The 23,832-nt window shown below is 68.0% G+C and carries 24 protein-coding genes; 11 read left to right on the top strand and 13 right to left on the bottom strand.

The genetic code is table 11. The annotated features are described in order from the left end of the window. Window positions 1-51 precede the first annotated feature (51 nt). The 4 genes from BoBH3_RS04790 to BoBH3_RS04775 all read left to right on the top strand — a co-directional run bounded on the left by BoBH3_RS04790 (window position 52) and on the right by BoBH3_RS04775 (window position 4,471). Entirely contained in the window at window positions 52-1,077 is a 1,026-nt protein-coding gene (locus BoBH3_RS04790; RefSeq protein ID WP_262329589.1) for a TRAP transporter substrate-binding protein, read from the top strand. Between the two features lie 61 nt (window positions 1,078-1,138). Further along, window positions 1,139-1,687, top strand: a complete 549-nt coding sequence (locus tag BoBH3_RS04785; RefSeq protein ID WP_262329588.1) for a TRAP transporter small permease — start codon at window positions 1,139-1,141, stop codon at window positions 1,685-1,687. After that, window positions 1,684-2,976 (top strand): TRAP transporter large permease, encoded by a 1,293-nt coding sequence (locus BoBH3_RS04780; protein ID WP_262329587.1) that lies wholly within the window; start codon window positions 1,684-1,686, stop codon window positions 2,974-2,976. The genes BoBH3_RS04785 and BoBH3_RS04780 overlap by 4 nt, the downstream gene beginning before the upstream one ends. Before the next feature lie 70 nt (window positions 2,977-3,046). Continuing rightward, on the top strand, window positions 3,047-4,471 hold the full coding sequence (locus tag BoBH3_RS04775; protein WP_262329586.1) for a phosphomannomutase: 1,425 nt from the start codon (window positions 3,047-3,049) through the stop codon (window positions 4,469-4,471). Here the strand turns inward: BoBH3_RS04775 and pepT are convergent. Beyond that, window positions 4,468-5,697 carry a peptidase T gene (gene pepT / locus BoBH3_RS04770; RefSeq protein WP_262329585.1) on the bottom strand — a complete coding sequence of 410 codons (1,230 nt, stop codon included), beginning with the start codon at window positions 5,695-5,697 and terminating at the stop codon, window positions 4,468-4,470. The genes BoBH3_RS04775 and pepT overlap by 4 nt on opposite strands. A 143-nt stretch (window positions 5,698-5,840) precedes the next feature. Here pepT and BoBH3_RS04765 point away from each other — a divergent pair, with 143 nt between their 5' ends. Then, window positions 5,841-6,644, top strand: coding sequence for a DUF72 domain-containing protein (locus BoBH3_RS04765; RefSeq protein ID WP_262329584.1), 804 nt, complete (start codon window positions 5,841-5,843; stop codon window positions 6,642-6,644). A 2-nt stretch (window positions 6,645-6,646) separates the two neighbouring features. Here BoBH3_RS04765 and BoBH3_RS04760 read toward each other — a convergent pair whose 3' ends face one another. The 6 genes from BoBH3_RS04760 to htpX all read right to left on the bottom strand — a co-directional run bounded on the left by BoBH3_RS04760 (window position 6,647) and on the right by htpX (window position 13,247). Further along, window positions 6,647-7,129, bottom strand: a complete 483-nt coding sequence (locus BoBH3_RS04760; protein ID WP_262329583.1) for a YbaK/EbsC family protein — start codon at window positions 7,127-7,129, stop codon at window positions 6,647-6,649. A gap of 4 nt (window positions 7,130-7,133) precedes the next feature. Continuing rightward, window positions 7,134-7,400 carry a hypothetical protein gene (locus BoBH3_RS04755; protein ID WP_262329582.1) on the bottom strand — a complete coding sequence of 89 codons (267 nt, stop codon included), beginning with the start codon at window positions 7,398-7,400 and terminating at the stop codon, window positions 7,134-7,136. A 13-nt stretch (window positions 7,401-7,413) separates the two neighbouring features. After that, a complete protein-coding gene (gene purH, locus BoBH3_RS04750; protein ID WP_262329581.1) occupies window positions 7,414-9,006 on the bottom strand; it encodes a bifunctional phosphoribosylaminoimidazolecarboxamide formyltransferase/IMP cyclohydrolase in 1,593 nt (530 codons plus the stop codon). Window positions 9,007-9,101: 95 nt separating this feature from the next. Further along, on the bottom strand, window positions 9,102-10,826 hold the full coding sequence (locus tag BoBH3_RS04745; protein WP_262329580.1) for a heparinase II/III family protein: 1,725 nt from the start codon (window positions 10,824-10,826) through the stop codon (window positions 9,102-9,104). 124 nt (window positions 10,827-10,950) lie between these two features. After that, window positions 10,951-12,315 (bottom strand): RsmB/NOP family class I SAM-dependent RNA methyltransferase, encoded by a 1,365-nt coding sequence (locus BoBH3_RS04740; RefSeq protein ID WP_262329579.1) that lies wholly within the window; start codon window positions 12,313-12,315, stop codon window positions 10,951-10,953. Window positions 12,316-12,317: 2 nt separating this feature from the next. After that, on the bottom strand, window positions 12,318-13,247 hold the full coding sequence (gene htpX / locus BoBH3_RS04735) for a zinc metalloprotease HtpX (protein WP_262329578.1): 930 nt from the start codon (window positions 13,245-13,247) through the stop codon (window positions 12,318-12,320). Window positions 13,248-13,366: 119 nt separating this feature from the next. Here htpX and BoBH3_RS04730 point away from each other — a divergent pair, with 119 nt between their 5' ends. Both BoBH3_RS04730 and BoBH3_RS04725 read left to right on the top strand, forming a co-directional pair. After that, window positions 13,367-13,588, top strand: coding sequence for a DUF1674 domain-containing protein (locus BoBH3_RS04730; protein ID WP_262329577.1), 222 nt, complete (start codon window positions 13,367-13,369; stop codon window positions 13,586-13,588). Window positions 13,589-13,668: 80 nt separating this feature from the next. Beyond that, window positions 13,669-14,973, top strand: a complete 1,305-nt coding sequence (locus BoBH3_RS04725; RefSeq protein WP_262329576.1) for a class I SAM-dependent methyltransferase — start codon at window positions 13,669-13,671, stop codon at window positions 14,971-14,973. 172 nt (window positions 14,974-15,145) lie between these two features. Here the strand turns inward: BoBH3_RS04725 and BoBH3_RS04720 are convergent, their stop codons facing one another. Continuing rightward, the gene (locus BoBH3_RS04720; protein ID WP_262329575.1) at window positions 15,146-15,463 is read right to left on the bottom strand and encodes a DUF2853 family protein; all 318 of its coding nucleotides are present in this window, start codon (window positions 15,461-15,463) and stop codon (window positions 15,146-15,148) included. A 293-nt stretch (window positions 15,464-15,756) separates the two neighbouring features. Here BoBH3_RS04720 and BoBH3_RS04715 point away from each other — a divergent pair, with 293 nt between their 5' ends. Then, window positions 15,757-16,704 carry a 2-hydroxyacid dehydrogenase gene (locus tag BoBH3_RS04715; protein WP_262329574.1) on the top strand — a complete coding sequence of 316 codons (948 nt, stop codon included), beginning with the start codon at window positions 15,757-15,759 and terminating at the stop codon, window positions 16,702-16,704. On the opposite strand, the gene BoBH3_RS04710 is transcribed toward BoBH3_RS04715, so the two are convergent. The 4 genes from BoBH3_RS04710 to BoBH3_RS04695 form a co-directional block, all read right to left on the bottom strand. Beyond that, window positions 16,701-17,207 (bottom strand): L,D-transpeptidase, encoded by a 507-nt coding sequence (locus BoBH3_RS04710; RefSeq protein WP_262329573.1) that lies wholly within the window; start codon window positions 17,205-17,207, stop codon window positions 16,701-16,703. The two genes, BoBH3_RS04715 and BoBH3_RS04710, sit on opposite strands and share 4 nt — an antisense overlap. A 133-nt stretch (window positions 17,208-17,340) precedes the next feature. Further along, on the bottom strand, window positions 17,341-18,168 hold the full coding sequence (locus tag BoBH3_RS04705) for a heme ABC transporter ATP-binding protein (protein WP_262329572.1): 828 nt from the start codon (window positions 18,166-18,168) through the stop codon (window positions 17,341-17,343). Then, window positions 18,161-19,240, bottom strand: coding sequence for a FecCD family ABC transporter permease (locus tag BoBH3_RS04700; RefSeq protein ID WP_262329571.1), 1,080 nt, complete (start codon window positions 19,238-19,240; stop codon window positions 18,161-18,163). The genes BoBH3_RS04705 and BoBH3_RS04700 overlap by 8 nt, the downstream gene beginning before the upstream one ends. Before the next feature lie 23 nt (window positions 19,241-19,263). Then, window positions 19,264-20,196, bottom strand: coding sequence for a heme/hemin ABC transporter substrate-binding protein (locus BoBH3_RS04695; protein ID WP_262329570.1), 933 nt, complete (start codon window positions 20,194-20,196; stop codon window positions 19,264-19,266). Between the two features lie 307 nt (window positions 20,197-20,503). On the opposite strand from BoBH3_RS04695, the gene hmuQ reads away from it, so the two are divergent. The 3 genes from hmuQ (at window position 20,504) to BoBH3_RS04680 (ending at window position 22,989) form a co-directional block, all read left to right on the top strand. Then, window positions 20,504-20,851 (top strand): heme-degrading protein HmuQ, encoded by a 348-nt coding sequence (hmuQ, locus tag BoBH3_RS04690; protein ID WP_262329569.1) that lies wholly within the window; start codon window positions 20,504-20,506, stop codon window positions 20,849-20,851. A gap of 10 nt (window positions 20,852-20,861) precedes the next feature. Beyond that, window positions 20,862-21,383 (top strand): heme utilization cystosolic carrier protein HutX, encoded by a 522-nt coding sequence (gene hutX, locus BoBH3_RS04685; protein ID WP_262329568.1) that lies wholly within the window; start codon window positions 20,862-20,864, stop codon window positions 21,381-21,383. A gap of 148 nt (window positions 21,384-21,531) precedes the next feature. After that, on the top strand, window positions 21,532-22,989 hold the full coding sequence (locus tag BoBH3_RS04680) for a hypothetical protein (protein ID WP_262329567.1): 1,458 nt from the start codon (window positions 21,532-21,534) through the stop codon (window positions 22,987-22,989). Between the two features lie 4 nt (window positions 22,990-22,993). Here BoBH3_RS04680 and BoBH3_RS04675 read toward each other — a convergent pair whose 3' ends face one another. Beyond that, a complete protein-coding gene (locus BoBH3_RS04675; RefSeq protein ID WP_262329566.1) occupies window positions 22,994-23,716 on the bottom strand; it encodes a fused DSP-PTPase phosphatase/NAD kinase-like protein in 723 nt (240 codons plus the stop codon). Between the last annotated feature and the right edge of the window lie 116 nt (window positions 23,717-23,832).

Raw genomic sequence — 23,832 nt, 5'->3', positions numbered from 1 at the left:
ATCCCGCAAGAGCGCGACCACAACGCGCCGCATCACCCACGGAGGAACGACATGACGAGGACCCTCAAGGCGGCCTGCCTGGCCGCGACCGCGCTTTGCGCGCTGACCACGCCTTCGCTCGCGCAGACCAAGCTGCGCGTGGCCGACTCTTTTCCCGGCGGCCACTATCTGGTGAAGCTGATCATCCAGCCCTGGATGGCCGAGGTGACGAAACGCACCAATGGCGCGGTGACCTTCGAGTATTTCCCGAGCCAGCAGCTCGGCAAGGCGGCCGACATGCTCAAGCTGACCCAGACCGGGGTCGCCGAGATCGGCTATGTCGCGCCGGCTTATGTCTCGGACAAGATGGTCGCTTCCGAAGTCGCGATGCTGCCCGGCGGCTTCAAGACGTCCTGCGAGGGCACGCGCGCCTATCTGCAGACGGCCCGCAACGGCCTCGTCGCGCAGCAGGACTATGCGCCCAACAAGATCAAGCTGCTGCTCGCGGTCGCGCTGCCGCCCTACCAGATCCTGACGGCCAAGACCGCGATCGCCTCGGAGCAGGACCTCAAGGGTCAGAAGCTGCGGACCACCGGTGGCGCGCAGGACCTGACGCTGCGCAGCATCGGCGCGACGCCGGTCCGGATGGCGGCGCCCGAAACCTATGAATCGCTCTCGCGCGGCACGCTCGACGGCGTGCTCTTCCCGCTCGACAGCGTCATTTCCTACAATGTCGACAAGCTGGTGAAGTATTCGACCGAGGGCGAGAACTTCGGCAGCTTCATCGTCGCCTATTCGATCAGCGACCAGGCCTGGGCGAAGCTTCCGCCCGAGACGCAGAAGGCGATGGCCGAGGCCGCCGAGGAGGTCAACCGCTCGGCCTGCGCTGCGGTCGACCAGCAGGAAGCCGAGACCAAGCAGAAGCTGAAGGATGCCGGCGTCACCTTCGCGCCGCTGCCTGCGGCGATGAAGGCCTCGGTCGCGACCAAGCTCGGGGAGGTCGGTGCCGAATGGGCGAAGGGGCTGGACGGGCGCGGCAAGAAGGGCAGCGAGGTCCTGAAGGAGTTCCAGGGCATCCTCAAGGCTGCCGGCGGCTGAACGAGACGATCGCTGCGGCCGGCGCGGCTCCGCGCCGGCTCATCCCCGCAAGGACCTGCCGATGAAACCGATTCTGCGCCTGCTCGCCCGCGTCGAGAACGCCTTGGGCTGGCTCGCCGCGCTGGCGATGATCGCGATGATGCTCGTCGTCTTCTGCGACGTGCTGATGCGCTACATCTTCCACAGCCCGCTCTCCTGGGCCTACGACCTGATCTCGCTCTATCTGGTCGCCGCCGTCTTCTACTTCTCGCTCTCGGCCGCCTATAGCGAGGGCGCCCACGTCAATGTCGACATCCTGCAGCAGACCTTCCCGAAGACCGGGATCCGGCTGAGCGAGATCGTCACCGCCGCGGTCGGCACGATGATCTTCGGCCTGATCGCCTATTTCGGCGCGCTGAAGACCATCGACGCCTTCGTCGAGAAGGACGTGCTTTCGGGGGCGATTGCCTGGCCGACATGGCCGGCGAATGCGCTGGTGCCGCTTGGCTGCGGCCTGCTGGCGCTGCGGCTGACCCTCCACTTCATCGGCCACGTCATCGATCTCGCCACCGGCAGCTCGCTGATCCCGCTGAGCATCGGCCACCATGGCGACAAGGAGCGCTTCGAATGATCGTCGCCATCGGATTGGGGGCGCTGTTCGTCCTGCTGGCCATCGGCACGCCCGTCGGTTTTGCGATGGCGGCTTCCGGAATTCTCGGCCTCTATCTCGTCGGCGGCATGCCGATCCTCTCCGGCATCCTGCAGACCGCGCCGCTTTCGACGGTCAGCGCCTATGAGCTGATCACCATCCCGATGTTCCTGCTGATGGCGGAGCTCGTGCTGCTCAGCGGCGTCGCCGACGATCTGTTCCGGGCGACGGCCGCCTGGATGGGGCGCGTCCGGGGCGGGCTCGCCATGGCGACGGCGCTGGCTGGCGCCGGCTTCGGCGCGATCTGCGGCACCAGCACGGCTTCGGCGGCAACGCTCTCGGCGACCAGCCTGCCGGCGATGCTGAAGCAGGGCTACGAGCCGTCGATGGCCGGCGGCGTCGTCGCGATCTCGGGCACGCTCGCCATGCTGATCCCGCCGAGCGTCGCGTTGGTCATCTACGGGCTGCTGGCGGAGGTGAATATCGGCGGCCTGCTGATCGGCGGCATCATCCCGGGCATACTCGTGATGCTCACGATCATGGCGACGGTCTATGTCCTCGTCCTGCTCGATCCCTCGCGTGCTCCGGCGGCCGCGCCGGTGTCGTGGCGGGAGAAGATCGCCTGGCTCAGGGTCGTCGGGCCGATGGTCGTGCTGTTCGGCGCCGTCACCGGCGTGATCTATACCGGGATCGCGACGCCGACCGAGGCCTCGGCGCTCGGCGCGACCGGGGCGCTCGCCATTGCCGCCTGGTACGGCAAGGTGACCACGCCGGCGCTGGTCAAGGTGCTGCGCCGCTCGGCGAACGGCACCTGCATGATCGTGATGATCCTGCTCGGCGCGCACATCTTCGGCTATTTCTTCACGCTGACGCAGGTCACGCAGAACCTCGTCGCCTGGGTGGGCGCGCTCGAAGTGTCGCGCTGGGTGATCATCGCGCTGATCCTGTGCGGCTACATCATCCTCGGCATGTTCATGGACCAGATCGCGATCCTGGTGCTGACGGTGCCGATCGTGCTGCCGCTTATCAAGGTGCTCGGCTTCGATCCGCTCTGGTTCGGCATCATCAAGATCGTGACGGCGGAGGTCGGCATGATCACGCCACCGATCGGGCTCAACTGCTTCGTCGTCGCGCGCTATTCCGGCCGGCCGGTGCAGGAGATCTTCCGCGGCTCGCTGCCGCATTTCATCGCCCATATCATCATCATCGCCGTGCTGGTCGCCTGGCCGGAGATCATCCTCTGGCTGCCACGCCAGATGATGGGCGGTTGAGACGGCTTGATCGGCGGCTGCCGCCACGGTAGCCGGTTGTTCACGAGCAACCGGCAACCGGCGAGGCGACATGACGAGCCTGAAATTCGGGACCTCCGGCCTGCGGGGGCTTGTGACCGAGCTCGTCGGCCTGCCGGCCTACAGCCATGTCCGCGCCTTCTGCGCCATGATCGCCGAGGACGGGGCGGCCGGGCCGGGCGGCGAGGTGCTGATCGGCCGGGATCTGCGCTCTTCGAGCCCGCTGATCGCGGCGCAATGTGCCCGCGCGATTTCCGACGCCGGGCTCAAGCCCGTCGATTGCGGCGAGGTGCCGACGCCGGCGCTGGCGCTCGCCGCCATGAGCCTCGGTGCTCCTGCGGTGATGGTGACGGGTAGCCACATCCCCGATGATCGCAACGGGCTGAAATTCTACCGCTCCGAAGGCGAGATCGACAAAGCTGACGAAGCGCGCATCCTCGGCTGGCATGGCAAGCTCGCCCTCTCTGCCTTCCCGGAAGCGCCGGCGACAGCGCAGCCGCATGAGGCGCTCGCCGCCTATCAGGCGCGCTATGCCGGCTTCTTCGGTTCCGCGGCGCTGAAGGGGCTCGTTGTCGGCGTCTACCAGCACTCCTCGGTGGGGCGGGATGCGATCTGCGATGCGCTTGCCGCACTGGGCGCTGAGCCCGTACCGCTCGGGCGCGCCGACCGCTTCATCCCGGTCGATACCGAGGCGCTGAGGCCCGAGGATGAGGAACTCGCCCACGGCTGGGCCGGCGAGCAGCGACTGGACGCCATCGTATCGACGGATGGCGATGCCGACAGGCCGCTGGTGGCGGACGAGACCGGCCGCTTCCTGCGCGGCGATCTCGTCGGGGCGCTGACGGCGGCCTCGCTCGGCGCCGATGCGATCGTGACGCCGGTGACGTCCAATTCGGCGCTTGAGAAGCTCGGCCTGTTCGAGCGCGTGGTCCGCACGCGCGTCGGCTCGCCCTATGTCATCGCCGGCATGGCCGAGGCCAAGGCGGCGGGCGCGCGCATCGTCGTCGGATTCGAGGCAAATGGCGGCGTGCTGCTCGGCTCCGATGTCGTGCGCGAGGGACGCAGGCTGCCGGCACTGCCGACGCGCGACGCGATGCTGCCGATCCTCGCGGTGCTTTCGCTCCGGGCCCGGCGTGACAAGCCGCTCAGCGCGATCGCGGCCGAGCTGAATTTCCAGATCGCCCTGTCGGACCGCCTGCAGGAGGTGCCGCAGGAGAGGACGGCGGCCATGATCGCGAAGCTCGATGCCGAGGACGGCGCCTATCGCGAGGCGGCGTTCGTGGCGCATGGCGGCGTCGCCGTGCGCGACCGGCGCGACGGCCTGCGGCTCACGCTCGGCGATGGCGCGACGATCCATTTCCGCGCCTCGGGCAATGCGCCGGAGCTGCGCGTCTATGTCGAGGCGCCGGATCGCACCAAGGCCGAGGCGCTGCTGGCGGAAGGGCTCGCCTTTGCGGCTAAGGCGACGCGCGGTTAGGCCTTTTCCGCGGCCAGCCGCAGGATCGCTCGGGCGGTTTCGTAGGATTTGACGAAGGCCGGGATCGGCAGGAACTCGAAGCGCGAGTGGAAATTGCAGCCGCCGGTGAAGAAGTTCGGCGTCGGCAGGCCGCGCGCCGAGAGGGCCGCACCATCGGTGCCCCCCCGCATCGGAATCACCTTCGGCTTGATCTGCAGTGATTCCATTGCCGCGAAGATGAGATCGACCGGGCGGCGGTCATCGCCCAGGCTGTCGCCGATATTGCCGTAGGTGTCGGTGACGTGGGCCTCGACCCGGCCAGTCGGGTAGCGCGCTGCGATCTGGGCCGCGACCTCTCCTATGCGCTGCTTTCGCTCCATAAAGCGGGCGCGGTCGAATTCGCGGATCATGACCTTGAGCTTCGCCTCGCTCGGGCCGGCGGCAAGCTCGATGAACCAAAAATAGCCTTCGCGACCCGCCGTGTTCTCCGGTGTCTCAGCGCGGTCGAAGGCGGCCATGAAGTCGGTCGCCATCGTGAGCGGGTTCACCAGCACGCCCTTGGCCGACATCGGATGGGCGGTCACGCCGGTGAAGACGATCTCGCCCATGGCGGCGTTGAAGTTCTCGTAGACGACCTCGCCGACCTCGCAGCTGTCGATCGTATAGGCGAAGTCGCAGGGGAAGCGGGTTAGGTCGAGCGCCTTGGCGCCGCGCAGGCCGATCTCCTCGTCGGGCACGAAGGCGATCAGGATGTCGCCATGGGCGTCGTCCGGTCCGAGCTCGGCGAGCAGCGTCATGATGATGGCGATGGCGGCCTTGTCATCGGCGCCGAGCACGCTGGTGCCGTCGCTGACGAGGATGTCGGCGCCGTTCCAGGGCTTGATCAGCGGGTTCTCGGCGACGCGCAGCCAGATGTCCTGCTCGCGGTTGAGGCAGAGGTCGCTGCCTTCAAAGCGCAGGATCTGCGGCTTGACCACCGGCGAGAGCCCGACATCGACGGTGTCGAGATGGGCGATGAAGCCGATGCGCGGCGCGCCGGGACTGGTGCCGCGCTTCAACGCCGTCACCGTGGCGTGGTCGTCGACGACGATGTTCTCCAACCCGAGCGCCCGCAGTTCCTCGGCCAGAAGCTCGGCGAGGCGCTGCTGGCCCGGCGTCGAGGGCAAGGTGGTGGAGGCCGCATCGCTCTGACTCTCGACCGCGACATAGCGCAGGAAGCGTTCGGTCAGCTGGGCGCTGAGGGTCATCGGGCAGTCTCCTCCGAAAATATCGCCCAGCGAGATAACCGAAGCGGCCCGGCTCTGGCGAGTGTCGCCCGCCATGTCATATCCTTGCTCCTGACAGATCTCAGGGCCAGAGAACCTATGGTCCAGGCTTTTGGAGGGCGGTCATGGCGCGTGACGCAGGTGAGATCCACATCGGCATCGGCGGCTGGGTGTTCGAGCCTTGGCGTGGCGCGTTCTATCCGGACGGGCTGCCGCAGAAGCGCGAGCTCGAATATGCCGCGGGCAAGCTCACCTCCATCGAGATCAACGGCACCTATTACGGCTCGCAGAAGCCCGAGAGCTTCGCCCGATGGCGCGAGGAGACGCCCGAGGGCTTCGTCTTCGCGCTCAAGGGCTCGCGCTTCTGCACCAACCGGCGCGTGCTGGCGGAGGCAGGGGCTTCGGTCGAGAAGTTCCTGACCAGCGGATTGACGGAGCTGAGGCACAAGCTCGGGCCGATCAACTGGCAGTTCATGCCGACGAAAAAATTCGACCCCGAGGATTTCGAGGCGTTCCTCAAGTTGCTGCCGAAGGAGGTCGACGGCGTTGCCCTGCGCCATGCGGTCGAGGTGCGGCACGACAGCTTCCGCTCGCCGGAATTTGTTGCGCTGCTGCGTGAATACGGGGTCGCCGTCATCACAGGCGCGGATTCCGAGCATCCGGTGATCGCGGACGTCACGGCCCCCTTCGTCTATGCGCGGATCATGGGCACGCAGGAATCCGAGCCGAAGGGCTATTCCGACACTGATCTCGACCGCTGGGCCAAGGCCGCCAAAGCTTGGGCCGAGGGCGGCGTGCCGGCCGGAATGGAGACCGTCGGCCAGGCCGCGCCCAAGCAGAAGCGCGATGTCTTCCTCTATGTTATCAGCGGCGGGAAAATCCGCAATCCGGCGGCAGCGATGGAGCTGATTGAGCGGGTGAAGAATTAGTCTTAAGCGTCTGCCGTTGCTTGAATTTCCTGGCAGACGTCGACCCATTCGGCGCGTGTCAGCTCGGCCATGCGCGTGGGCGAGATGCGCAGGGCGCTATGGGTCGAGCCTGCGGCCGGGACGACCTCGTCGAAGGCCTTGAGCGAGACATCGCAATAGACCTTGAGCGGGGTGGCGAGGCCGAAGGGGCAGACGCCGCCGACCGGATGGCCGGTCAGTGCCTCGACCTCCTCGGGGCCGAGCATGCGCGGCTTGCCGCCGAGAGCTTCGCGGGTCTTGCGGTTGTCGAGCCGGGCATCGCCACGGGCGACGACGAGTACCACTTCCTCGCCGATGCGCAACGAGAGCGTCTTGGCGATCTGACCGGGCTCGACGCCATGCGCGGCGGCTGCGAGCGGAACGGTCGCGCTGCTCTGCTCCGTGACGATGACGGCGATGTCGGGAGCGTGCGCGGCGAAGAAGGCGCGGACAGATTCGAGGCTCATGGCGCTACCGGAACCGCAGGAAAAGCAGGGCTGCGAAAGCCGCAGGCAGACCGAACACCAGCGCGAAGAAGGGCAGCTCCTGCATCATGGTGTAGCCGGCCCGGCTGACGCCGACCCACAGATTGATCAGGGCGACGGCCAGCCAGAGGGGCAGGAACAGCCTGACGGCGAAGCCGGTGGGATCTCCTTTGCCGAGCTTCAGCCGGCGCGAGAGAAAGTGCAGCGCGCCCAAAAGGGCGAAACCGGCGGCGATGACTTTGAGGCTGTGCATGCCGCCGCTCCCCTCAGTGCCGGAAGTGACGGTGGCCGGTGAAGACCATGGCAAGGCCGGCCTCGTCGGCGGCCTGGATGACCAGGTCGTCGCGCATCGAGCCGCCCGGCTGGATCACCGCCGTGGCGCCGGCCTCGGCTGCGGCGAGCAGGCCGTCGGCGAAGGGGAAGAAGGCGTCGGAGGCGACGACCGAGCCCTTGGCGAGCGTCTCGGGCAGGCCAGCCGCCTTTGCCGCTTCCGCGGCCTTCCAGGCGGCGATGCGCGAGGAATCGACGCGGCTCATCTGGCCGGCGCCGATGCCGACCGTAGCGAGATTCTTGGCATAGACGATGGCGTTCGACTTGACGTGCTTGGCGACGCGGAAGGCGAAGCGCAGATCGGCAAGCTCGCGCTCGCTGGGCTGGCGCTTCGTCACGACCTTGAGCTCCATGTCGTCGACGACGGCATTGTCGCGCGACTGGGCGAGGAAGCCGCCTGAGACGGTGCGCAGCGCGAGGCCCGGCGCGCGGACGTCGGGCAGGCCACCGGTCAGCAGCAGGCGCAGGTTCTTCTTGGCGGCGATCATCGCGATCGCCTCCTCGTCGGCATCAGGGGCGATGATGACCTCAGTGAAGACCTCGACGATCTTCTTCGCCGCGGCCGCGTCGAGCTTGCGGTTCAGCGCGACGATGCCGCCGAAGGCGGAGACAGGGTCGCAGCGCAGCGCCAGCTCATACGCTTCCAGCAGCGAGCCGCCGGCGGCGACGCCGCAGGGATTGGCGTGCTTGACGATGACGCAGGCGGCGGTGGCGGCGGGATCAAACTCCGCGACGCATTCGAAGGCGGCGTCGGTGTCGTTGATGTTGTTGTAGGAGAGCTGCTTGCCCTGGACCTGACGGGCGGTCGAGACGCCGGGGCGGTTCTCCGGGGTGCGGTAGAAGGCGGCCCATTGATGCGGGTTCTCGCCATAGCGCATCGTCTCGGCAAGCGTGCCGCCGAGCGCGCGGAAGGCCGGCGCGGTGTCTTTCAGCTCGTTGGCGAACCAGTTCGAGATCGCCGCATCATAGGCCGCGGTGCGGGCATAGGCCTTCTGCGCGAGCTTGCGGCGCAGGGTGAGCGTGGTGGCGCCCTTCTGCGCCTCCAGATCGGCCAGCACGGAGGCGTAGTCCGAAGGCTCGACCACGACGGCGACGTCGTGGTGGTTCTTGGCCGCGGCGCGGATCATCGCGGGGCCGCCGATGTCGATGTTCTCGATGCAATCGTCATAGGGCTTGCCGGCCGCGACCGTCGCCTCGAAGGGGTAGAGGTTCACAACGAGCAGGTCGATCGGCTGGATGCCGTGGCCGAGCATCGAAGCCTGGTGCTCGGGATGAGAGCGGATGGCGAGCAGCCCGCCATGGACCTTGGGATGGAGCGTCTTGACGCGGCCGTCCATCATTTCCGGGAAGCCGGTCAGATCGGAGACGTCGCTGACCGGCAGGCCGGCCTCGGCGATCGCCTTCGCCGTGCCGCCGGTCGAGACCAGCGCGATGCCGAGCTTGTGGAGGGCGCGCGCGAAGTCGATCAGCCCGGTCTTGTCGGAAACGGAAAGGAGCGCGCGCTCGACGCGGCGAAGTTCATTCGGCATCGGGATCAGGTCCGGCTTTTATTGCAGGGACAGGCTGTTTGGGCGCGAGCTATCATGCTGCCCTGCGAAAGGCAAAGCGCGCCGTCGCAGATCCGTCACGCGTCGAGGTCGGGATCAGGCTCGCCGGCCTCGCGCTCGGCGATGGCCGCGGCCACCGTCTTGCCGGCGCGCGGATTGGCGGTGCGGATGCGGCTGAAGCGCCAGGTGATGCGCGGCGTCTCGACCGCGTCGAAGGCGATGACGAGCTGTTCCGTGCGGCGACGTCCGTCCGACGCGGCGAGGAAGATGCTCTCCTCGAGCGCGATGATCCGGCCTTCGGCCTCGAAGCCCCAGACCTCGCCGGAGGCAAGCGCCAGCAGCGCGCCACTGCCGTCGCGGACGAGGCTCGCCCGGACATTGGGGTGCAGATGGAAGCGCAGGGCGGCCGGCAGGCTCGCGCGCGAGCCGGTCAGCGCGACCTCGTCCTCGCCGGAGAGCGAGGCGCCGTCGCGGGCGAGCAGCAGGCGGCGGGTATGAACGGCTCCCAGGCTGCGGCGGTAACCGTCATGGCTCGCCACCCATTCCGGGCCTTCCGGATTGTCCTGGCGCGCGATGCGGACATCCTTCGGGCCGGATACGACGCGCATCTCGCCCAGCACCATGCCGAAATTCGCGCTGGAACGGTCGTCGAGGACGAGCGTGGAATGCGCGGCGGTGCTGCGTGCGGCGAGCCTGAGCTCAGGCGGGCCGAAGCGGCTGGCGCCGCAATTGACGACAATGCGCTGGGGGCCGCTGGAGAATTCGAAGGCGAGGCAGCCCGCATGCGCCTCCGTGGAATTGGCGCCGCGTGGCGGCGCGCCGGCATCGGTGACCACGATGCTGCGTTCGGCGGCGAGCCGGCTGTAGCCGGAATAGGCGGCGTGCTCGGTGGGGCGGCCGCGGGCGTCGTCATAGGCAGCGAGCGTCGCCATCAGATCGGGCGGGGTCGTGCCCATGCCGTTGAACAAAGCGAGCGCGCCGTCGCCATGCCGGAACAGGCGCAGATGCGGCATCATCCGCTCGATCGCCGTCAGGACGCCGCGCGGCGGCTCCAGCCCGCGCGCCGCGAAGGTCTCGCGCAGCGGCAAGAGGTCGAGCAGGAATTCGATCAGCAGGCGCGGATTGCGCGAGAGATGGCCGCCATCGGGCAGGATCTGCTCGTCGAGCTCGTCCGAGAGCTGTGTCTCGACGCGCCGCCGCCTGGCGTCGTGGCCGTCGAGGCAGATCGCGGCCAGCGTGATGGCGATCAGGCTGTTCAGCCGGTCGGCGCCTTCCACGGCGCCGGCCAGCGCGAGGTCGAGCCATTCGGCGAGTTTGGCGACATGGCGCAGGAAGCGCTCATAGAAGACGTGATCGGCGCCTTCCAGCAGCAGCGGCGAATGGGAGAGGAAGGCGACCAGCCGGCGCGCCGCGACGGCCGGGCGCCGGGCGATCTCGTTGCGGTCGCGGCGCTTGACGATGAACTCCTCCACGAGGCTGCGGGCATTGGCGCGGGCAATGGCGGTGTCGGCGGCGCGCATGTGGCGCAGCCAGCCGAAGCCGTAGAGCACCTCGGCCCAGGCCTCGCTCGGCGGCACAGCGTCGAATGGGGATTCGCCATGGGTCCGCAGCGTGCGCCCGGAGAAGGCGTAGTAGCCCGCATAGAAATCACCTGCCGTGGTCGGGTCGGCCGTGCGCAGGTCGTGAGGTGCGAAGAGCAGCCGCGTCGCAGGCCTGCGGCCAAACGGCCAGAGCCGACGCGTCGCGCCGACGACCTGGCCGCGCGTGCGCCGTGCCGCCCGTCCGATGGCGGCCTGGGCCAACCCCCGTCGCTCAGACCAGCCGCTCAAATGCCCCTGACGCTCCATCCCCGATGCGCGCGATGCCGGCACACGCCGATTCTCTCTGAGAATCCGCAGCGCCCCCACGCGGCAGATCAGGGAGCCGTCATAGCCTGATCAGACGGCTTGCGTAAAATCCCGTCCATCCGGATAACCGCGCGGAAAGGTTGTGGAGCTGGTGCGGCAACGCGCGGATGTCGCCATTTGCGTCGATTGCCTCGGCCAAACCGCCGATTTCAGCCGCCTGGGCGGGTTCGCGACGAAACTGGGGATTGCGCTCCAGGAAGGCGGCAATCTGCGCCTCGCCCTCCTGCGGCTCTAGCGAGCAGGTGCAGTAGACGAGCCTGCCGCCGGGCTTCGTCAGGGCGGCGGCGGCATCGAGCAGCCGCTCCTGCAAGGCGGCGAGCCGGTCGCGATCCTCGTCCGTCTTGCTCCAGGCGACATCGGGATGGCGGCGGATCGTGCCGGTCGCACTGCAAGGCGCATCGAGCAGTACGGCGTCGAAGGGCTCGGCCTTCCAGTTCGTGGCATCGCCTGTGACCACCTCGGCGGTGAGTCCGAGGCGGGCGAGATTCGCCTTGAGGCGGCGCAATCGCGGGGCCGAGCGGTCGAGCGCGGTGACGCTGGCGCCCGCAACGGCGATCTGGGCGGTCTTGCCGCCGGGGGCCGCGCAGAGATCGACGATGCGCTCGCCGGGCTTGGGTGCGAGCAGCTTCACAGGCAGGGCGGCGGCGGCATCCTGAACCCACCAGGCGCCTTCCTCGAAGCCGGGCAGGCCGGTGACGGTCTGGCGCTCGCGCAGGCGAACCGAACCGGTCGGCAGCACGATGCCGTCGAGGGCTTCCGCCCAGTGGGCGGGATCAGCCTTGACCGTGAGGTCGAGCGGCGGCTCCTCGCGATGGATCGCAGCGATGGCGGCGGCAGTCTCCTCGCCATAGCTTTCGCGCCAGCTCTCGGCCAGCCAGTCCGGCGTGTCCCGGAAGGCGTCGGCGGCCGTCTCGGCCAGGATCGCGTCGCGCTCGCGCACCAGCCGGCGCAGCAGGGCGTTGCCTAGCGCGACGTAGCGGGCCGAGCGCGGGTCCTCATGGAGATGCCGGATGGCAAGGTCGACAGCGGCGTGGTCCGGCACGTCGAGGAACAAAATCTGGGCCGCCGCCGCGACCAGGATCGGCTCGAAGGGGCCGGAATTGCGCGGGCTGCCGCGTTCGAGGCGGGCGTTGATCGCCTCCTGGATCGTGCCGAGCCGGCGGAAGGCGGTGACGGCGATGGCGCGGGCGAGCCCGGCATCGGCGGCGTCGAGGCCGGCTTCCGGGAGCAGGCGCTCGAATGTCTCATCGAGCGCGACGCGGGCGCGCAGCACCTCGTCGATCGCGTCGGCGGCGAGCCGGCGAGCCGGCAGGCCGGGTGCGTTGCTGCGCGTGATCGGCGGCGGTTCCGGCGAGCGGGGGCGCTGGGGGGCGTGGCGGGCCATGGTCAGCCCCACGGCCCCGGCTGGCGGGGCTCGCTGCCCCAGGGGCTTGCGCCCGCCTGGCCGGTGAAGCTCGGGGCTGCGGCTCTGCGGCCGATGCCCATGGACTGGGCCTGATCCATCAGCGCGGCGATGCGGTTGCCGGTGTCGGGATGGGTCGAGAAGAGGTTATCCATGCCGCCGCCGGTCAAGGGATTGATGATGAACATGTGCGCCGTAGCAGGCTTCGCCTCCGCCGTCTCGCTGGGAATATGCGCGACGCCGGCGGCGATCTTGGCCAGCGCGTCGGCGAGCCAGACGGGATTGCCGCAGATCTGACCGCCGAGACGGTCGGCCTCGTATTCGCGCGAGCGTGAAATCGCCATCTGGATCAGGGCGGCCGCCATCGGCGCCAGGATCGAGAGCAGGATCTGGACGATGAAGTTCGGCCGGTTGTCGCGCGAGCCGAAGAACATGCCGAAGGTGACGAGCGAGGAGATCGCGCCGGCGAAGGTCGCCGTGATCGTCATGGTCAGCGTGTCGTGGTTCTTGATGTGCGCCAGCTCATGCGCCATCACGCCCGCCAGCTCCTCAGAAGAGAGCGTGCGCAGGATGCCGGTCGTGGCCGCGACCGCCGCGTTCTGCGGGTTGCGGCCGGTGGCGAAGGCGTTGGGCTGGTCCTCATCGATCAGGTATACGCGCGGCATCGGCATGTCCGCGCGTGCCGCGAGGTCCCGCACCATGCCGTAGAGCTCGGGCGCCGTGCGCTCGTCGACCTCCTGGGCGTTATGGGCGGCGAGCGCCAGCCGGTCGGAATTCCAGTAGCTGAAGAGATTGGTCACGGCGGCGAAGCCGAGCGCCATCAGCATGCCGCTGCCGCCGCCGAGCGCATAGCCGACCGCGCCGAACAGCGCCGTCAGGCCCGCCATGAGCATGCCGGTGCGAACGTAGTTCATCGTTTCCCCTTCATCGGCGTTGCTGCGGGGCGGAAAGCCCTCGCGGAGGCCGGGATCGTGTCCTATGTGGTGGGGACCAACCCGATCCTGCAAGATAACGCGCAAGGAAACGAGCGGAAATGCCTGACAAGACCGATGAGAGCGTGCCGGTTGCAGCGACCGAGACCAAGAGGCTCTCGCCGGCGGCGCAGCGTGCACTCGCCGAGGCGGCCGCCCGCCGCGCCGCGATCGACGCCCATGCCGCCGATGTCGCGAAGCAGCGCGAGGTCAACGGCCGCGGCGGTCTCGAGCCGGTGCGCTACGACGATTGGGAAGTGAAGGGCATCGCCAGCGACTTCTAAGGCGGTGCCGCAGCGGCACGACCCTTGCCAATCCGCGCGCTTTTCGGCCAAACAGCAGCGACTGGCAGCGGATTCTCGATATGAATGTGACCGACAAGCGCCTCGCGGCCCTGCGCCGCCTTCTCGCCGAGGCGCATGACAAGCTCGGCCTGAAGCTCGGCTTCCGGCTCTGGGACGGCAGCTTCGTCCCGGCTGGATGGGCCGCCGACGGGCTTGCCATCGCGATAGCCGATGCCGGCGTCGTCGCTGCGCTGATGCGCAAACCGAAGCTCGACACGCTGCTCAATCTGCATATCTCCGACCGCATCTCGATCGTGAACGGCTCGATCTTCGACCTCGCAAAGGCGCGGCCGGAGGGCAAGATCGGCCGGCTGGCGCGCAACATCCCGAAGGGCGCGGTGCTGGAGGTGGTCCGCCGCTTCATCTTCGCGCCCGGTAAGGCGCAGGCTGCCGTCGACCATCGCAAGGGCGACGAGATCGCGCGGGACGGCGCGCCGGCGACCAACAAGGCCAATATCGCCTATCACTACGACGTCTCGAACGATTTCTACCGGCTCTTCCTCGACGAGGAAATGGTCTACACCTGCGCCTACTTCACTGAGGATCATGGCGATATCGCCCGCGCCCAGCGCGACAAGCTCGACATGATCTGCCGGAAGCTGCGCCTCAAGCCCGGCGACCGCTTCCTCGACATCGGTTGCGGCTGGGGTGCGCTGGTCTGCCATGCGGCGCAGCATTACGGCGTCGAGGCCCATGGCGTGACGCTGGCCGAGGAGCAGCTGGCGCTCGCCCGCGAGAAGGTCGAGAGGCTCGGCCTGACCGACAAGGTGACGCTCCATCTCAAGGACTTCACCCAGATGGAGGGGGAGTTCGACAAGATCTCCTCGATCGGCATGTTCGAGCATGTCGGCATCGCCAACCACCCCTCTTATTTCAAAGCGGTGAACCGGCTGCTGCGTCCGCGGGGGCTCTATCTGCACCACACCATCTCGCGCCGGGCGAAGAAGACCGAGAAGGCCTTCAGGAAGATGCCGGCGGAGTATCGCGCGCTGGTGCGCTACATCTTCCCGGGCGGTGAGCTCGACCATCTCGGCATGTCGATCGCCAATCTCGAGCGCCATGGCTTCGAGGTTCACGACGTCGAGGGCTGGCGCGAGCATTACCAGCGCACGACGCGGCTGTGGTGGGAGCGGCTCGAGGCCAACAAGGCGAAGGCCGAGGCCGAGATCGGCCCGGAGCGGACGCGGATGTGGCTGCTCTATCTCGCCGGCTGCTCGCTCGCCTTCGAGCGGGGCGGGGCGCTGATCAACCAGACATTGGTGTCGAAGCGGCGCAAGGGCCCCTCGGGCCTGCCGCTGACGCGGACAGACCTCTATCGCGATTGAAGGCACGCGGCCGGCGCTCTAGCATCGGACCGAAAAGTGGAAACCACTTTTCGGAAAAATCCGATGCGATAACGACGTGATAGATCATCGTGACCGCGTCCGACAGGACGCGCGATGATCTAGCGCCGGCCAGGCCGTTTGTCGGAGGGAAGCGCCGGGCGGGCGCAGGCGCCTACTTCTTGACGAAGAGGTCGAGCTTTCCGTGATGCTCGGCCAGCAGGTAGTAGAAGGTCAGGCGGGACTTCGTCTTGTCGGCCTTCATGTGCTCGCAGATCGCCTTGACCGAGCCGTCGAGGTCGCCAGATTTCAGGCCGAGCTTCTTCTTCAGGAAATTCTCGCGGACGCGCTCGATCTCCGTGGGGTCGGAACAGGCGACGTAGCGGGTGTCCGGCTTGCTCATCACGAGCGCATAGGACTTCGACATCCCGGCAAAAGCGGCTTCGTTCAGCGGCTTCTTGGCGAACTTCTTCACGTCGGCGAGGTGGTCCATCTGGTAGCCCCTTCCTGGCCCGTGTCGAGCACGGGCGGTTTCGTGTCGCAACGTCAGGTTAACGTGCTTTTTCCCGAGGGGCGAGAGGGCCGGGCCGGCGATTTCGGCTTTTGGAACGATGCAATCACCGCCTTTGGTCGAAGACAGACGGATGCGCTGCGGGGATGGGGGGCACGCAGGCGAAGAGGGTTGAGCGCAGGCCCGTGCGATGCTGCATTGCGTCAAGATGATGTTGCATCGCGTTCCTCGAAAGCCGCCCGGTTTTCGGGACGATGCTTTTGAGGCCGTGCACGATGAAGCCGACGATCCTGATGGTGCCCCGCATGCCGGAGGCGCTGATCCGCGAGCTCTCGTCGCGCTATGATCTGATCGGGCCGATGGAGCGCTCGGCGCCCGAGTTCCTGCCGGAAGGCAAGGAGCGCGCGGAGGCGGTGCTGACGATCGGCACCCAGAAGACCGATGCCGCGCTGATCGACGCCCTGCCGAAGCTGAGACTGATCGCCTGCTACGGCACAGGCATCGAGGGCGTCGACGGCGCCCATGCCAAGGCGCGCGGCGTCCAGCTCAGCAATGCCGCCGATACGAACGCGGCCAGCGTGGCGGAGTTCGCGATGGGGCTGATCCTCGCCATCGCGCGCCAGATCCCGCAGGGAGATGCCTTCGTCCGCGCCGGGCGCTGGAAGGGCAATACGATCGAGCGCATGCCTATCGTGCGCGGGCTGGCGGGCAGCCGGGTCGGCATCTACGGGCTCGGCGCCATCGGCGGTCGGATCGCCCAGCTTGCGGCTCCGTTTGGGGTCGAGATCGGCTACCACAACCGCTCGCGGCGGCCGGAGCTGCCCTATGCCTATCACGACAGCCTGGCCGGCCTTGCCGAATGGGCCGATGTACTGGTCGTCGCGGTGCGTGCGAGTTCAGAGAACCGCCATGCCGTCAATGCCGAGGTCATGAAGGCGCTGGGTCCGGGCGGCTATCTCGTCAACATCTCGCGCGGCATCGCCATCGACGAGACGGCGCTGTGTGAGGCGCTGGAGACCGGCGTCATCGCTGGCGCCGCGCTCGATGTCTACGAGCATGAGCCGCTGGTGCCGGACCGGCTCAAGGCGCTGCAGAACGTGGTGCTGACGCCGCATATCGCGGCCTTCTCCGAATCGGCACAGAAGGCCCAGCAGAAGCTGCTGCTGGCCAATCTGGAAGCCTTCTTCGCAGGGCGGCCGCTGCTCTCGCCGGTTGTGCTCTAGGGCATCACCACGACCGGCGTGCCCATGCGGACGCGGGCGTAGAGGTCGATCACGTCCTGATTGTGCATGCGGAAGCAGCCATAGGAGGCGGCCGTGCCGATGGTCTGCGGCATGTTGGTGCCGTGGATGGCGTATTGCCCGCCCGGCCCGAGGCCGATGACGCGCGCGCCCATGGGGTTGCGCGGCGAGCCGCCGGGGATGACGTCGGGCAGGCGGGGGTTGTCGCGCTTGACCTCGGCCGGAGGCGCCCAGGCCGGATCGACCTGCAGCTCCTCGACATATTTCACGCCGCGCCACTGCTTGCCGGCCTTGCCGACGGCGATGGTGTAGCGGATCGCCTCACCGGGAGCGACGACGAAGTAGAGCTTCCGTTCGCCGGTGCGGATGACGATGGTGCCGGGGTCGAAGCGCGCATCGCGCATCCCGACGATCTCCCGCGCCTCGGCCGAAGCCAGCGACAGGGCGATGGCGACGGAGCCGGCGGCAAGAGTGGGTTTCCACATGGTCCATGTCTCCCGCTTGGGTGATGCGGGAAACCTCGCTCGGAGCGGTGAAGCGGCGGTTGAGCGATATGGTGAAGGGCGATTCAGGATGAATCGCCGCTGAATCCTGTCGCTGCCGAAGTCTTTGGAATTCTTACGCCGCCGGGCGGGAGCGGTGCTGCTGCGGCAACAGGAAGGGCAGGCCCGGCGCAGGCGCCCGGCTGAGTGAGAGGTCGACCTTGAAGACCTGGCGCAGCAGCGCGTCGTCGAGCGTGCGGGCCGGAGGGCCCTGCGCGATGATGCGGCCCTGGTCCATCACCACGAGATGGTCGGCATAGGTCACGGCGAGGTTGAGGTCGTGCAGCACGACCAGCACGGCGACGCCGCGGGCGGCGATGCTGCGCGCCATGTCGAGCAGGGAGAGCTGGTGGCAGAGGTCGAGGCTGGCGATGGGCTCGTCGAGGAAGAGCACCTGCCGCTCGGCGACGCTGCGGCCGGCCTCGAGCTGGCAGAGCACGCGGGCGAACTGGACGCGCTGCTGCTCGCCGCCGGAGAGCGTCTGGTAGCGCCTGCCGGCGAGATCGATCACGCCGGCGGCGGCGAGGCTTTCGGCCACGATCGCTTCGCGGCGCTGGCGCGTCAGCGCCCGGCCGATGCCGTCGACGCCGAGGCTCGCGACTTCATAGACGCTGAACGGAAAGACCAGCCGCGCATGCTGGGCCATGACTGCGCGCAGGCAGGCGAGCCGCCAGGCCGGCACGCCGGTGAGCGCTTCCCCGGCGATGTCGATCCGGCCGCCGGCGGGCTTGATCTCGCCGGTCAGGAGCTTGAGCAGGGTCGATTTGCCGGCGCCGTTCGGGCCGATCAGGATGGTCGTGGTGCCGCATACGAGATCGAGCGTGGCGTCTGTGACGAGCTGGCGCCCGCCTGCAACGAAGCTCAGCTCGCGGCCGGAGAGGATCGGGACGACGGGTTCAGACATCGAGCACACTTGTCCGGCGCAGCAGCAGCCAGAGGAAGAAGGGCGCGCCGATCGTGGCGGTGACGATGCCGATGGGCAGCTCGGCGGGGGCGACCATCAGCCGGGAGACGATATCGGCGCCGACCAGCAGCATGGCTCCGCCCAGGGCCGAAAGCGGCAGCAGCAGCCTGTGGTCGGGGCCGACCGAGAGCCGGATCAGGTGCGGCACGACGATGCCGACGAAGCCGATCAGCCCGGCCGAGGCGACGCTGGCGCCGACGGCGAGCGCGACGAGCAGGATCGTCAGCGCCTTGATGCGCTGGACCGGGATGCCGAGGTGATAGGCCTCGGCCTCGCCCAGCATCAGGCCGTTTAGCCCGCGCGCGAGCAGCGGCATCAGTAGCAGGAGCGGCAGGATGATCGGCGCGACCGCCGAGAGCTTGGTCCAGCTCGCGCCGCCGAGGCTGCCAAGCGACCAGAAGGTCAGGTCTCGCAGCTGCCGGTCGTCGGATATGAAGGCGAGGAGGCCGGTCAGCGCGCCCGCCAGCGCGCCCAGCGCCACGCCCGCCAGCAGCATGGTGGCGACCGAGGTGCGCCCTCCGCGCGTGGCGATGAGGTAGAGCGCCAGTGTCGAGACGAGGCCGCCGCAGAAGGCGCCGAGGGGCAGGACTGCGAAGGGCAGCTTCATCAGAGTGCCGGTGAGGAAGCGGTCGCCGAGCACGATGGTGGCGGCGGCCGCCAGCGCCGCACCGGCCGAGACGCCGACGAGGCCCGGATCGGCCAGCGGATTGCGGAAGAGCCCCTGCATCAGTGCCCCGGAGACCGCGAGCCCGGCCCCGACCAGCAGGCCGAGCAGGACGCGCGGCACGCGGATGTTCAACACCACGAGAACGTCGCGGCCCTGCAGCAGCGCGTCGTCGCCGGTGAGTTTCGCCATCAGGATCTCGGCGACGCGGCCCGGCGCGATCGATATGGCGCCCTGGCCGATCGCGACGATGGTCAGCAGCAGGCAGGCCAGGCTGAGTCCCGCCACCGCCAGCAGGCCGATGCGACGGCGGCCGGAGATCAGGGCTGTCAGGGCCGTGGCGGACACGGAAGGGGCGGGAGCCGCTAGCGTCACGGAGCAGCGGCCGTCTTCAGCGGCGGGATGGCGGCTTCCGGATAGATTGCGGCCATGAGGTCGCGCGCCGCCATCGGGGTGCGCGGGCCGAAGCCGAGCAGATAGAGCCCGTCCATCCGCACAAGCTGCTTGCTCGCCGCGGCCGGCGTCTGGGCGAAGGAGGGCATCGCGAAGAGCTCGTCCGGCGTGAGGTTGTGAGCGCTGCTGTTGCGCATCATCAAAACGATGTCGGGCGCGGCTGCCGCGATCGCTTCGTCGGTCATCGGCTTGTAGCCCTCGATCGCCTCGGCGGCATTGATACCGCCGGCAAGGGCGATGATCCCATCTGCCGAACTGTTGCGGCCGCCGACCATGGCGCGGCCGTTCTGGAGCGACAGCAGGAAGAGCACGCGCTTCTTCTTCGCGATGCCGGCGCGCAACGCGGCCAGTTCGTCGAAGCGCGCCTTCGTCTGGGCGGCAAGGCGTTCGGCCGGCGCGCCGGCACCGATCGCGGCGCCGATGGCGGCGATCTTGGTGACAACCCCGTCCGGCGTCAGGCCGTCGGCGATGCGGACGATCTTCACGCCGGATTCATTGAGCAGCGAGACCGCGTCAGGCGGGCCTGCTCCGTCGATCACCAGGATGAGCGTGGGCTTTAGAGAGAGCACGCCCTCGGCCGAGAGCGCCCGGACATAGCCGACATTCGGCTTTTCCTTCAGCGCCTCGGGGGGGAACTGGCTGGTCGTGTCGACGCCGACGATCCTGTCCTGCAGGCCGAGAGCATAGATCACCTCGGTGATCACGCCGCCGGCGACGGCGATGCGCTCGGGCGCCTGCGCCAGCACGGACATCGGCAAGCCGAGGCCGCTCCCGCCGAGCAGGATCAGCGCCGCCGCGGCGAATTCGCGACGGGTACGAAAGGACGCCGGGGGAGTGGAAGAGCCGGGCATATTGCAACTCCATCCGGGCCCGGTCGGCGGCTGCTGCCGCTACGGATCGTGCCCGATCAAGAAGATGGTCGACAGTTTAAAATGATTCCACTCAAGTAGAGTCTTGTTTTTAATTACTCAAAACAAAGCTCTCTTGCGCGTATTGTTGACGGTGATATTCGCCTTTACTACAAGGGGTCAAGGGCGACGCCGACATGGCGGACTTCGGCCGCGTTTTCGCGCGCCGCACGGCCGCGGTGGCCGCCCTGCCGTTTTGCGGCATCCTTCGTCTGCGCCGGTCTGCGGCGCGCCAATGCAGGGTTTCCCGATGTTCATCGCCATGAATCGCTTCAAGGTCGTCAAGGGCGAGGAGAGCGCCTTCGAGACGATCTGGTCCTCGCGCAAGAGCCGGCTCGACGAGATGCCGGGTTTCCTGTCTTTCCACCTGCTCAAGGGGCCGGAGAAGGAGGATCACACGCTATATTCCTCGCACACGACATGGGCCTCCAAGGAGGATTTCACCGCGTGGACGAAGTCCGAGCAGTTCCGCGACTCGCATCGCAATGCCGGCCAGCCCCGGCCGAAGCCGATTTTCCTCGGCCATCCGGAGTTCGAGGGTTTCGAGACCGTGCTGAGCGAGACCAATCCGCATCGGCCGCTCCAGGCGGCCGAGTGAGGCACGCCCGATGACCACTGCCGATATGACGACCCAGGCCCCGATCGATGTCGCTCGCGCCCTGCTCGCCGCCAAGCCCGACGGCCTGATCGAGGCCGTGGCGCGCGAGGCGAAGGTCTCGACGCGCGACGTCCTCGAACTCCTGCCGGCCGAGCAGCGCCTGCTCATCGCGCCCGAGCGCTTCGAGGACGTCTGGAAGGAACTCGCCAGCTGGGGCACCGTGCTCTTCCTGATGCACACGCCCGACATCGTGCTGGAAGTCGAGGGCCATCTCCCCGTCGGCAGCTTCGGCCATGGCTACTACAACATCCATGGCGACAGCCCGATCGGCGGTCATATCAAGGCCGAGAACTGCCGGGGCATCTACCTTGTCGACCGTTCGACCGCACAGGGGCGGCGCGCCTGCTCGGTGCAGTTCTTCAACGGGGCCGGCGAGGTGATGTTCAAGGTCTTCGTGCGTCGCGATGCCGCGCGCGAATTGCTGCCGGACCAGCTGACGCGCTTCGAAGCGCTCAAGACGATGTTCGTCTGAGCCGCAAAAAAGGCGGTTTCCTGCGGTTGATGCGCGCCGCTCCCGATGGGCCCGACGAGCGGGCCCATCGCCATAAGACGATCATGGCCGAATTTTACCGCGCGTTAACCACGCTGCCCCAGCCTGCCCGACAGAAGGCCCGTCACTCGTGATCGGGGCCGCTGATCGCTCGTCCTCTGCGGCGGGCACGGATCCGGACGGCGAGACGCTGTCCGACGATCCGGTCGTGGATGTCGATATGGCCGCGCACGTCGCTATGGAACGGGCACTGCTTCCGCCGAGCCGGCCAGCGATGGCGCTCGCGGCGGGGCGCCGCTTCGTCGCGGCCCGCGCCCCGCTGCTGCGCTCGAGCCTGGGCTCGGCGATCCTGCTCGGCCTGCGCTTCATACAGGCCCGGCTGATCTCGGTCTGGGGCCTGATCATCGCTGCGGCGCTCTGCCCGCCCTTCGTCTTCGCCGCCTTCGCCGTTTTTTCCGCCGCGGTGAACTTCGTCTCGATCGCCACGCTGCTGCGGCTGGAGGCAGTGTTCTTCCAGTCCCGCGACCGGGTCAGGCTGGGGTTGGCCTTCCGCCTGGCGAGCGTGGTCGGCGTCGGCTTTCTCGGCGCGAGCGCCTTGATTCTGGCGGTGCTCGCCTTTATCGGCTGGGTTGCGCCTGCGGTCGCCTTCATCTTCCTGATCTCTCTCGCCGCCCGCGCCGTCCTGCGGCTGCTCTGGGCCGAGGCGACTGCGGAGGGCGATTTCCGTGCGATCGGCAACAGCAATCTCGTCCAGGCGCTGGTCCAGCCGGCGATCATGCTGATCCTGATCTGGATCTTCGGGCCGAAGGCGCTGGCGCTCTTCCTCGCGGATGCGCTGGGGAATGTGCTCGCTGCGGGCTATCTGCTGCGCCGCCGCGCCTCCTCGGTCCGCGCCCTGGTGGCGCCGGCGCTCTGGTCGTGGCGCGGCCTCGCCGAGGCTGCATGGCGCTGGCGCGATGCGCCGCGGGCGCTGCTGCCGGCGGCGCTGCTCGCCTATGGCTTCGCGATCGCGCCGGTGCTGATGCTGCCTTATGCCGCGAACACGCTGCTTGCTGCCCATGTCGCCCTGTCGATGCGGCTTCTCGACATGCCGACGCAGATGTTCGGCACAGTGTCGGTTCCGGTCGTGCTCAACCGCCTGCGTTCCTATGCCGGTCCGCGCCGGCGCCTCTGGGGGCGGCTGATGGCGCTGGCCCTGATCGCGGCCGCCGCGCTGGTCTTCGGCGCGATCGCCTTCGTGCTGGCGCTCGGGGATCCGCTACTGGCCGGAACGCAATGGGCGGGGCTCGGCATGGTGATCGCGCTGATGGCGCCGTTCTATGCCGGTATCGCCGTGCTGGGACCGTTGCAGGAGATGGCGACGCTGTCGCGTCGGCCGCTCTGGCAGGTTGCCGTCAACGGCATGGCGCTGGCGGCGATCGTCGCGGTGATGCTCTGCGCCAATTCGCTGTCGCCAGCCCTGCTGGAGACGATTGGCCTCATCTCGATCCTGCGTACGCTGCTGCATACGCTGTTCATCTGGCTGCATCTCGGCGAGGCGCCGGACCAGGCGGGGGATGGTTTCGCCGTTTCCCGCGCAGCGCTCTGAAGCGCTACTCCCGGCGTATCAGCCTGTCGGCGATCAGCGAGGAGATCAGCCCCGGCTTGAACTCGCGTTCCAGCCGGTCCGGGTCGTAGACGGTCCTGACCCATTCGAGGAAGGGAATACCCTTGGCATCGCCCTCGCGGCGATAGGCCTCGAAGAAGGCATCGAGGATGCCGGTCTTGGCGAAGCGGAAATGGCCATAGCGCAACGAGAGCTGACGCATCGCCTCGGCCAGCGGCAGCTTCTCATGCACCAGCAGATAGAGCGCCGAGAAGAAACCGGCCCTGTCCGCGCCGGACTTGCAATGGACCAGCGCCGGCTCCGCCAGTTCCTCGAAGAAAGCCTCGGCGCCGAGGATGGTCTCGCGGTCCGGCGCGCCGCGCGAGCGCAGCACGAAATCGACCAGCCGGATGCCGTGGCGCTCGCAGGCTTCCTTCTGCAGGGGCCATGAGCCATGCTCGCGGCCGCCACGCAGATTGACGATGGTCTTGACGCCCTCGCGGGCGAAACGTGCTATCTGGTGCGGCGCCGGCTGGGCCGAGCGCCAGAGGCGCGGTGTGACGCGATGCGCGTTGAGATAGGCCAAGCGGAAGATGCCGTGGTCGACGAGCAGCATGTTGGCCCAGGCGCGCAGGCGCTGACCGCCACTTTCGATGGGCCGGTCCCAGCGGGCGATGCGCGCCATGCGGCGGGCGTAGCGTTCCTCGTCGGAGCGCGGCCGGGTCAGCATGATGATACTTCAGTCGAATTCATGCGGCGCCCGATAGCAGTGCGAAACCGGTTGCGCAAATTGCGGAGCCTGTCGCCGTTTACGTAGATCAAGGAATGGGTTGGACTTTTCCAACC

It is taken from the genome of Allobosea sp. BH3 (assembly GCF_025499465.1).
Lineage (GTDB): Bacteria > Pseudomonadota > Alphaproteobacteria > Rhizobiales > Beijerinckiaceae > Allobosea.
Note: the sequence above shows the minus strand (reverse complement) of the source record. Positions and strands in the feature narration are given on the sequence as shown.

Bases quoted from the DNA above. Each gene is read 5' to 3' on its own strand.
- BoBH3_RS04790 (WP_262329589.1), top strand. From the start codon at position 52: ATGACGAGGACCCTCAAGGCGGCCTGCCTGGCCGCGACCGCGCTTTGC.
- BoBH3_RS04785 (WP_262329588.1), top strand. From the start codon at position 1,139: ATGAAACCGATTCTGCGCCTGCTCGCCCGCGTCGAGAACGCCTTGGGC.
- BoBH3_RS04780 (WP_262329587.1), top strand. From the start codon at position 1,684: ATGATCGTCGCCATCGGATTGGGGGCGCTGTTCGTCCTGCTGGCCATC.
- BoBH3_RS04775 (WP_262329586.1), top strand. From the start codon at position 3,047: ATGACGAGCCTGAAATTCGGGACCTCCGGCCTGCGGGGGCTTGTGACC.
- pepT (WP_262329585.1), bottom strand. From the start codon at position 5,697: ATGACCCTCAGCGCCCAGCTGACCGAACGCTTCCTGCGCTATGTCGCG.
- BoBH3_RS04765 (WP_262329584.1), top strand. From the start codon at position 5,841: ATGGCGCGTGACGCAGGTGAGATCCACATCGGCATCGGCGGCTGGGTG.
- BoBH3_RS04760 (WP_262329583.1), bottom strand. From the start codon at position 7,129: ATGAGCCTCGAATCTGTCCGCGCCTTCTTCGCCGCGCACGCTCCCGAC.
- BoBH3_RS04755 (WP_262329582.1), bottom strand. From the start codon at position 7,400: ATGCACAGCCTCAAAGTCATCGCCGCCGGTTTCGCCCTTTTGGGCGCG.
- purH (WP_262329581.1), bottom strand. From the start codon at position 9,006: ATGCCGAATGAACTTCGCCGCGTCGAGCGCGCGCTCCTTTCCGTTTCC.
- BoBH3_RS04740 (WP_262329579.1), bottom strand. From the start codon at position 12,315: ATGGCCCGCCACGCCCCCCAGCGCCCCCGCTCGCCGGAACCGCCGCCG.
- htpX (WP_262329578.1), bottom strand. From the start codon at position 13,247: ATGAACTACGTTCGCACCGGCATGCTCATGGCGGGCCTGACGGCGCTG.
- BoBH3_RS04730 (WP_262329577.1), top strand. From the start codon at position 13,367: ATGCCTGACAAGACCGATGAGAGCGTGCCGGTTGCAGCGACCGAGACC.
- BoBH3_RS04725 (WP_262329576.1), top strand. From the start codon at position 13,669: ATGAATGTGACCGACAAGCGCCTCGCGGCCCTGCGCCGCCTTCTCGCC.
- BoBH3_RS04720 (WP_262329575.1), bottom strand. From the start codon at position 15,463: ATGGACCACCTCGCCGACGTGAAGAAGTTCGCCAAGAAGCCGCTGAAC.
- BoBH3_RS04715 (WP_262329574.1), top strand. From the start codon at position 15,757: ATGAAGCCGACGATCCTGATGGTGCCCCGCATGCCGGAGGCGCTGATC.
- BoBH3_RS04710 (WP_262329573.1), bottom strand. From the start codon at position 17,207: ATGTGGAAACCCACTCTTGCCGCCGGCTCCGTCGCCATCGCCCTGTCG.
- BoBH3_RS04705 (WP_262329572.1), bottom strand. From the start codon at position 18,168: ATGTCTGAACCCGTCGTCCCGATCCTCTCCGGCCGCGAGCTGAGCTTC.
- BoBH3_RS04695 (WP_262329570.1), bottom strand. From the start codon at position 20,196: ATGCCCGGCTCTTCCACTCCCCCGGCGTCCTTTCGTACCCGTCGCGAA.
- hmuQ (WP_262329569.1), top strand. From the start codon at position 20,504: ATGTTCATCGCCATGAATCGCTTCAAGGTCGTCAAGGGCGAGGAGAGC.
- hutX (WP_262329568.1), top strand. From the start codon at position 20,862: ATGACCACTGCCGATATGACGACCCAGGCCCCGATCGATGTCGCTCGC.
- BoBH3_RS04675 (WP_262329566.1), bottom strand. From the start codon at position 23,716: ATGCTGACCCGGCCGCGCTCCGACGAGGAACGCTACGCCCGCCGCATG.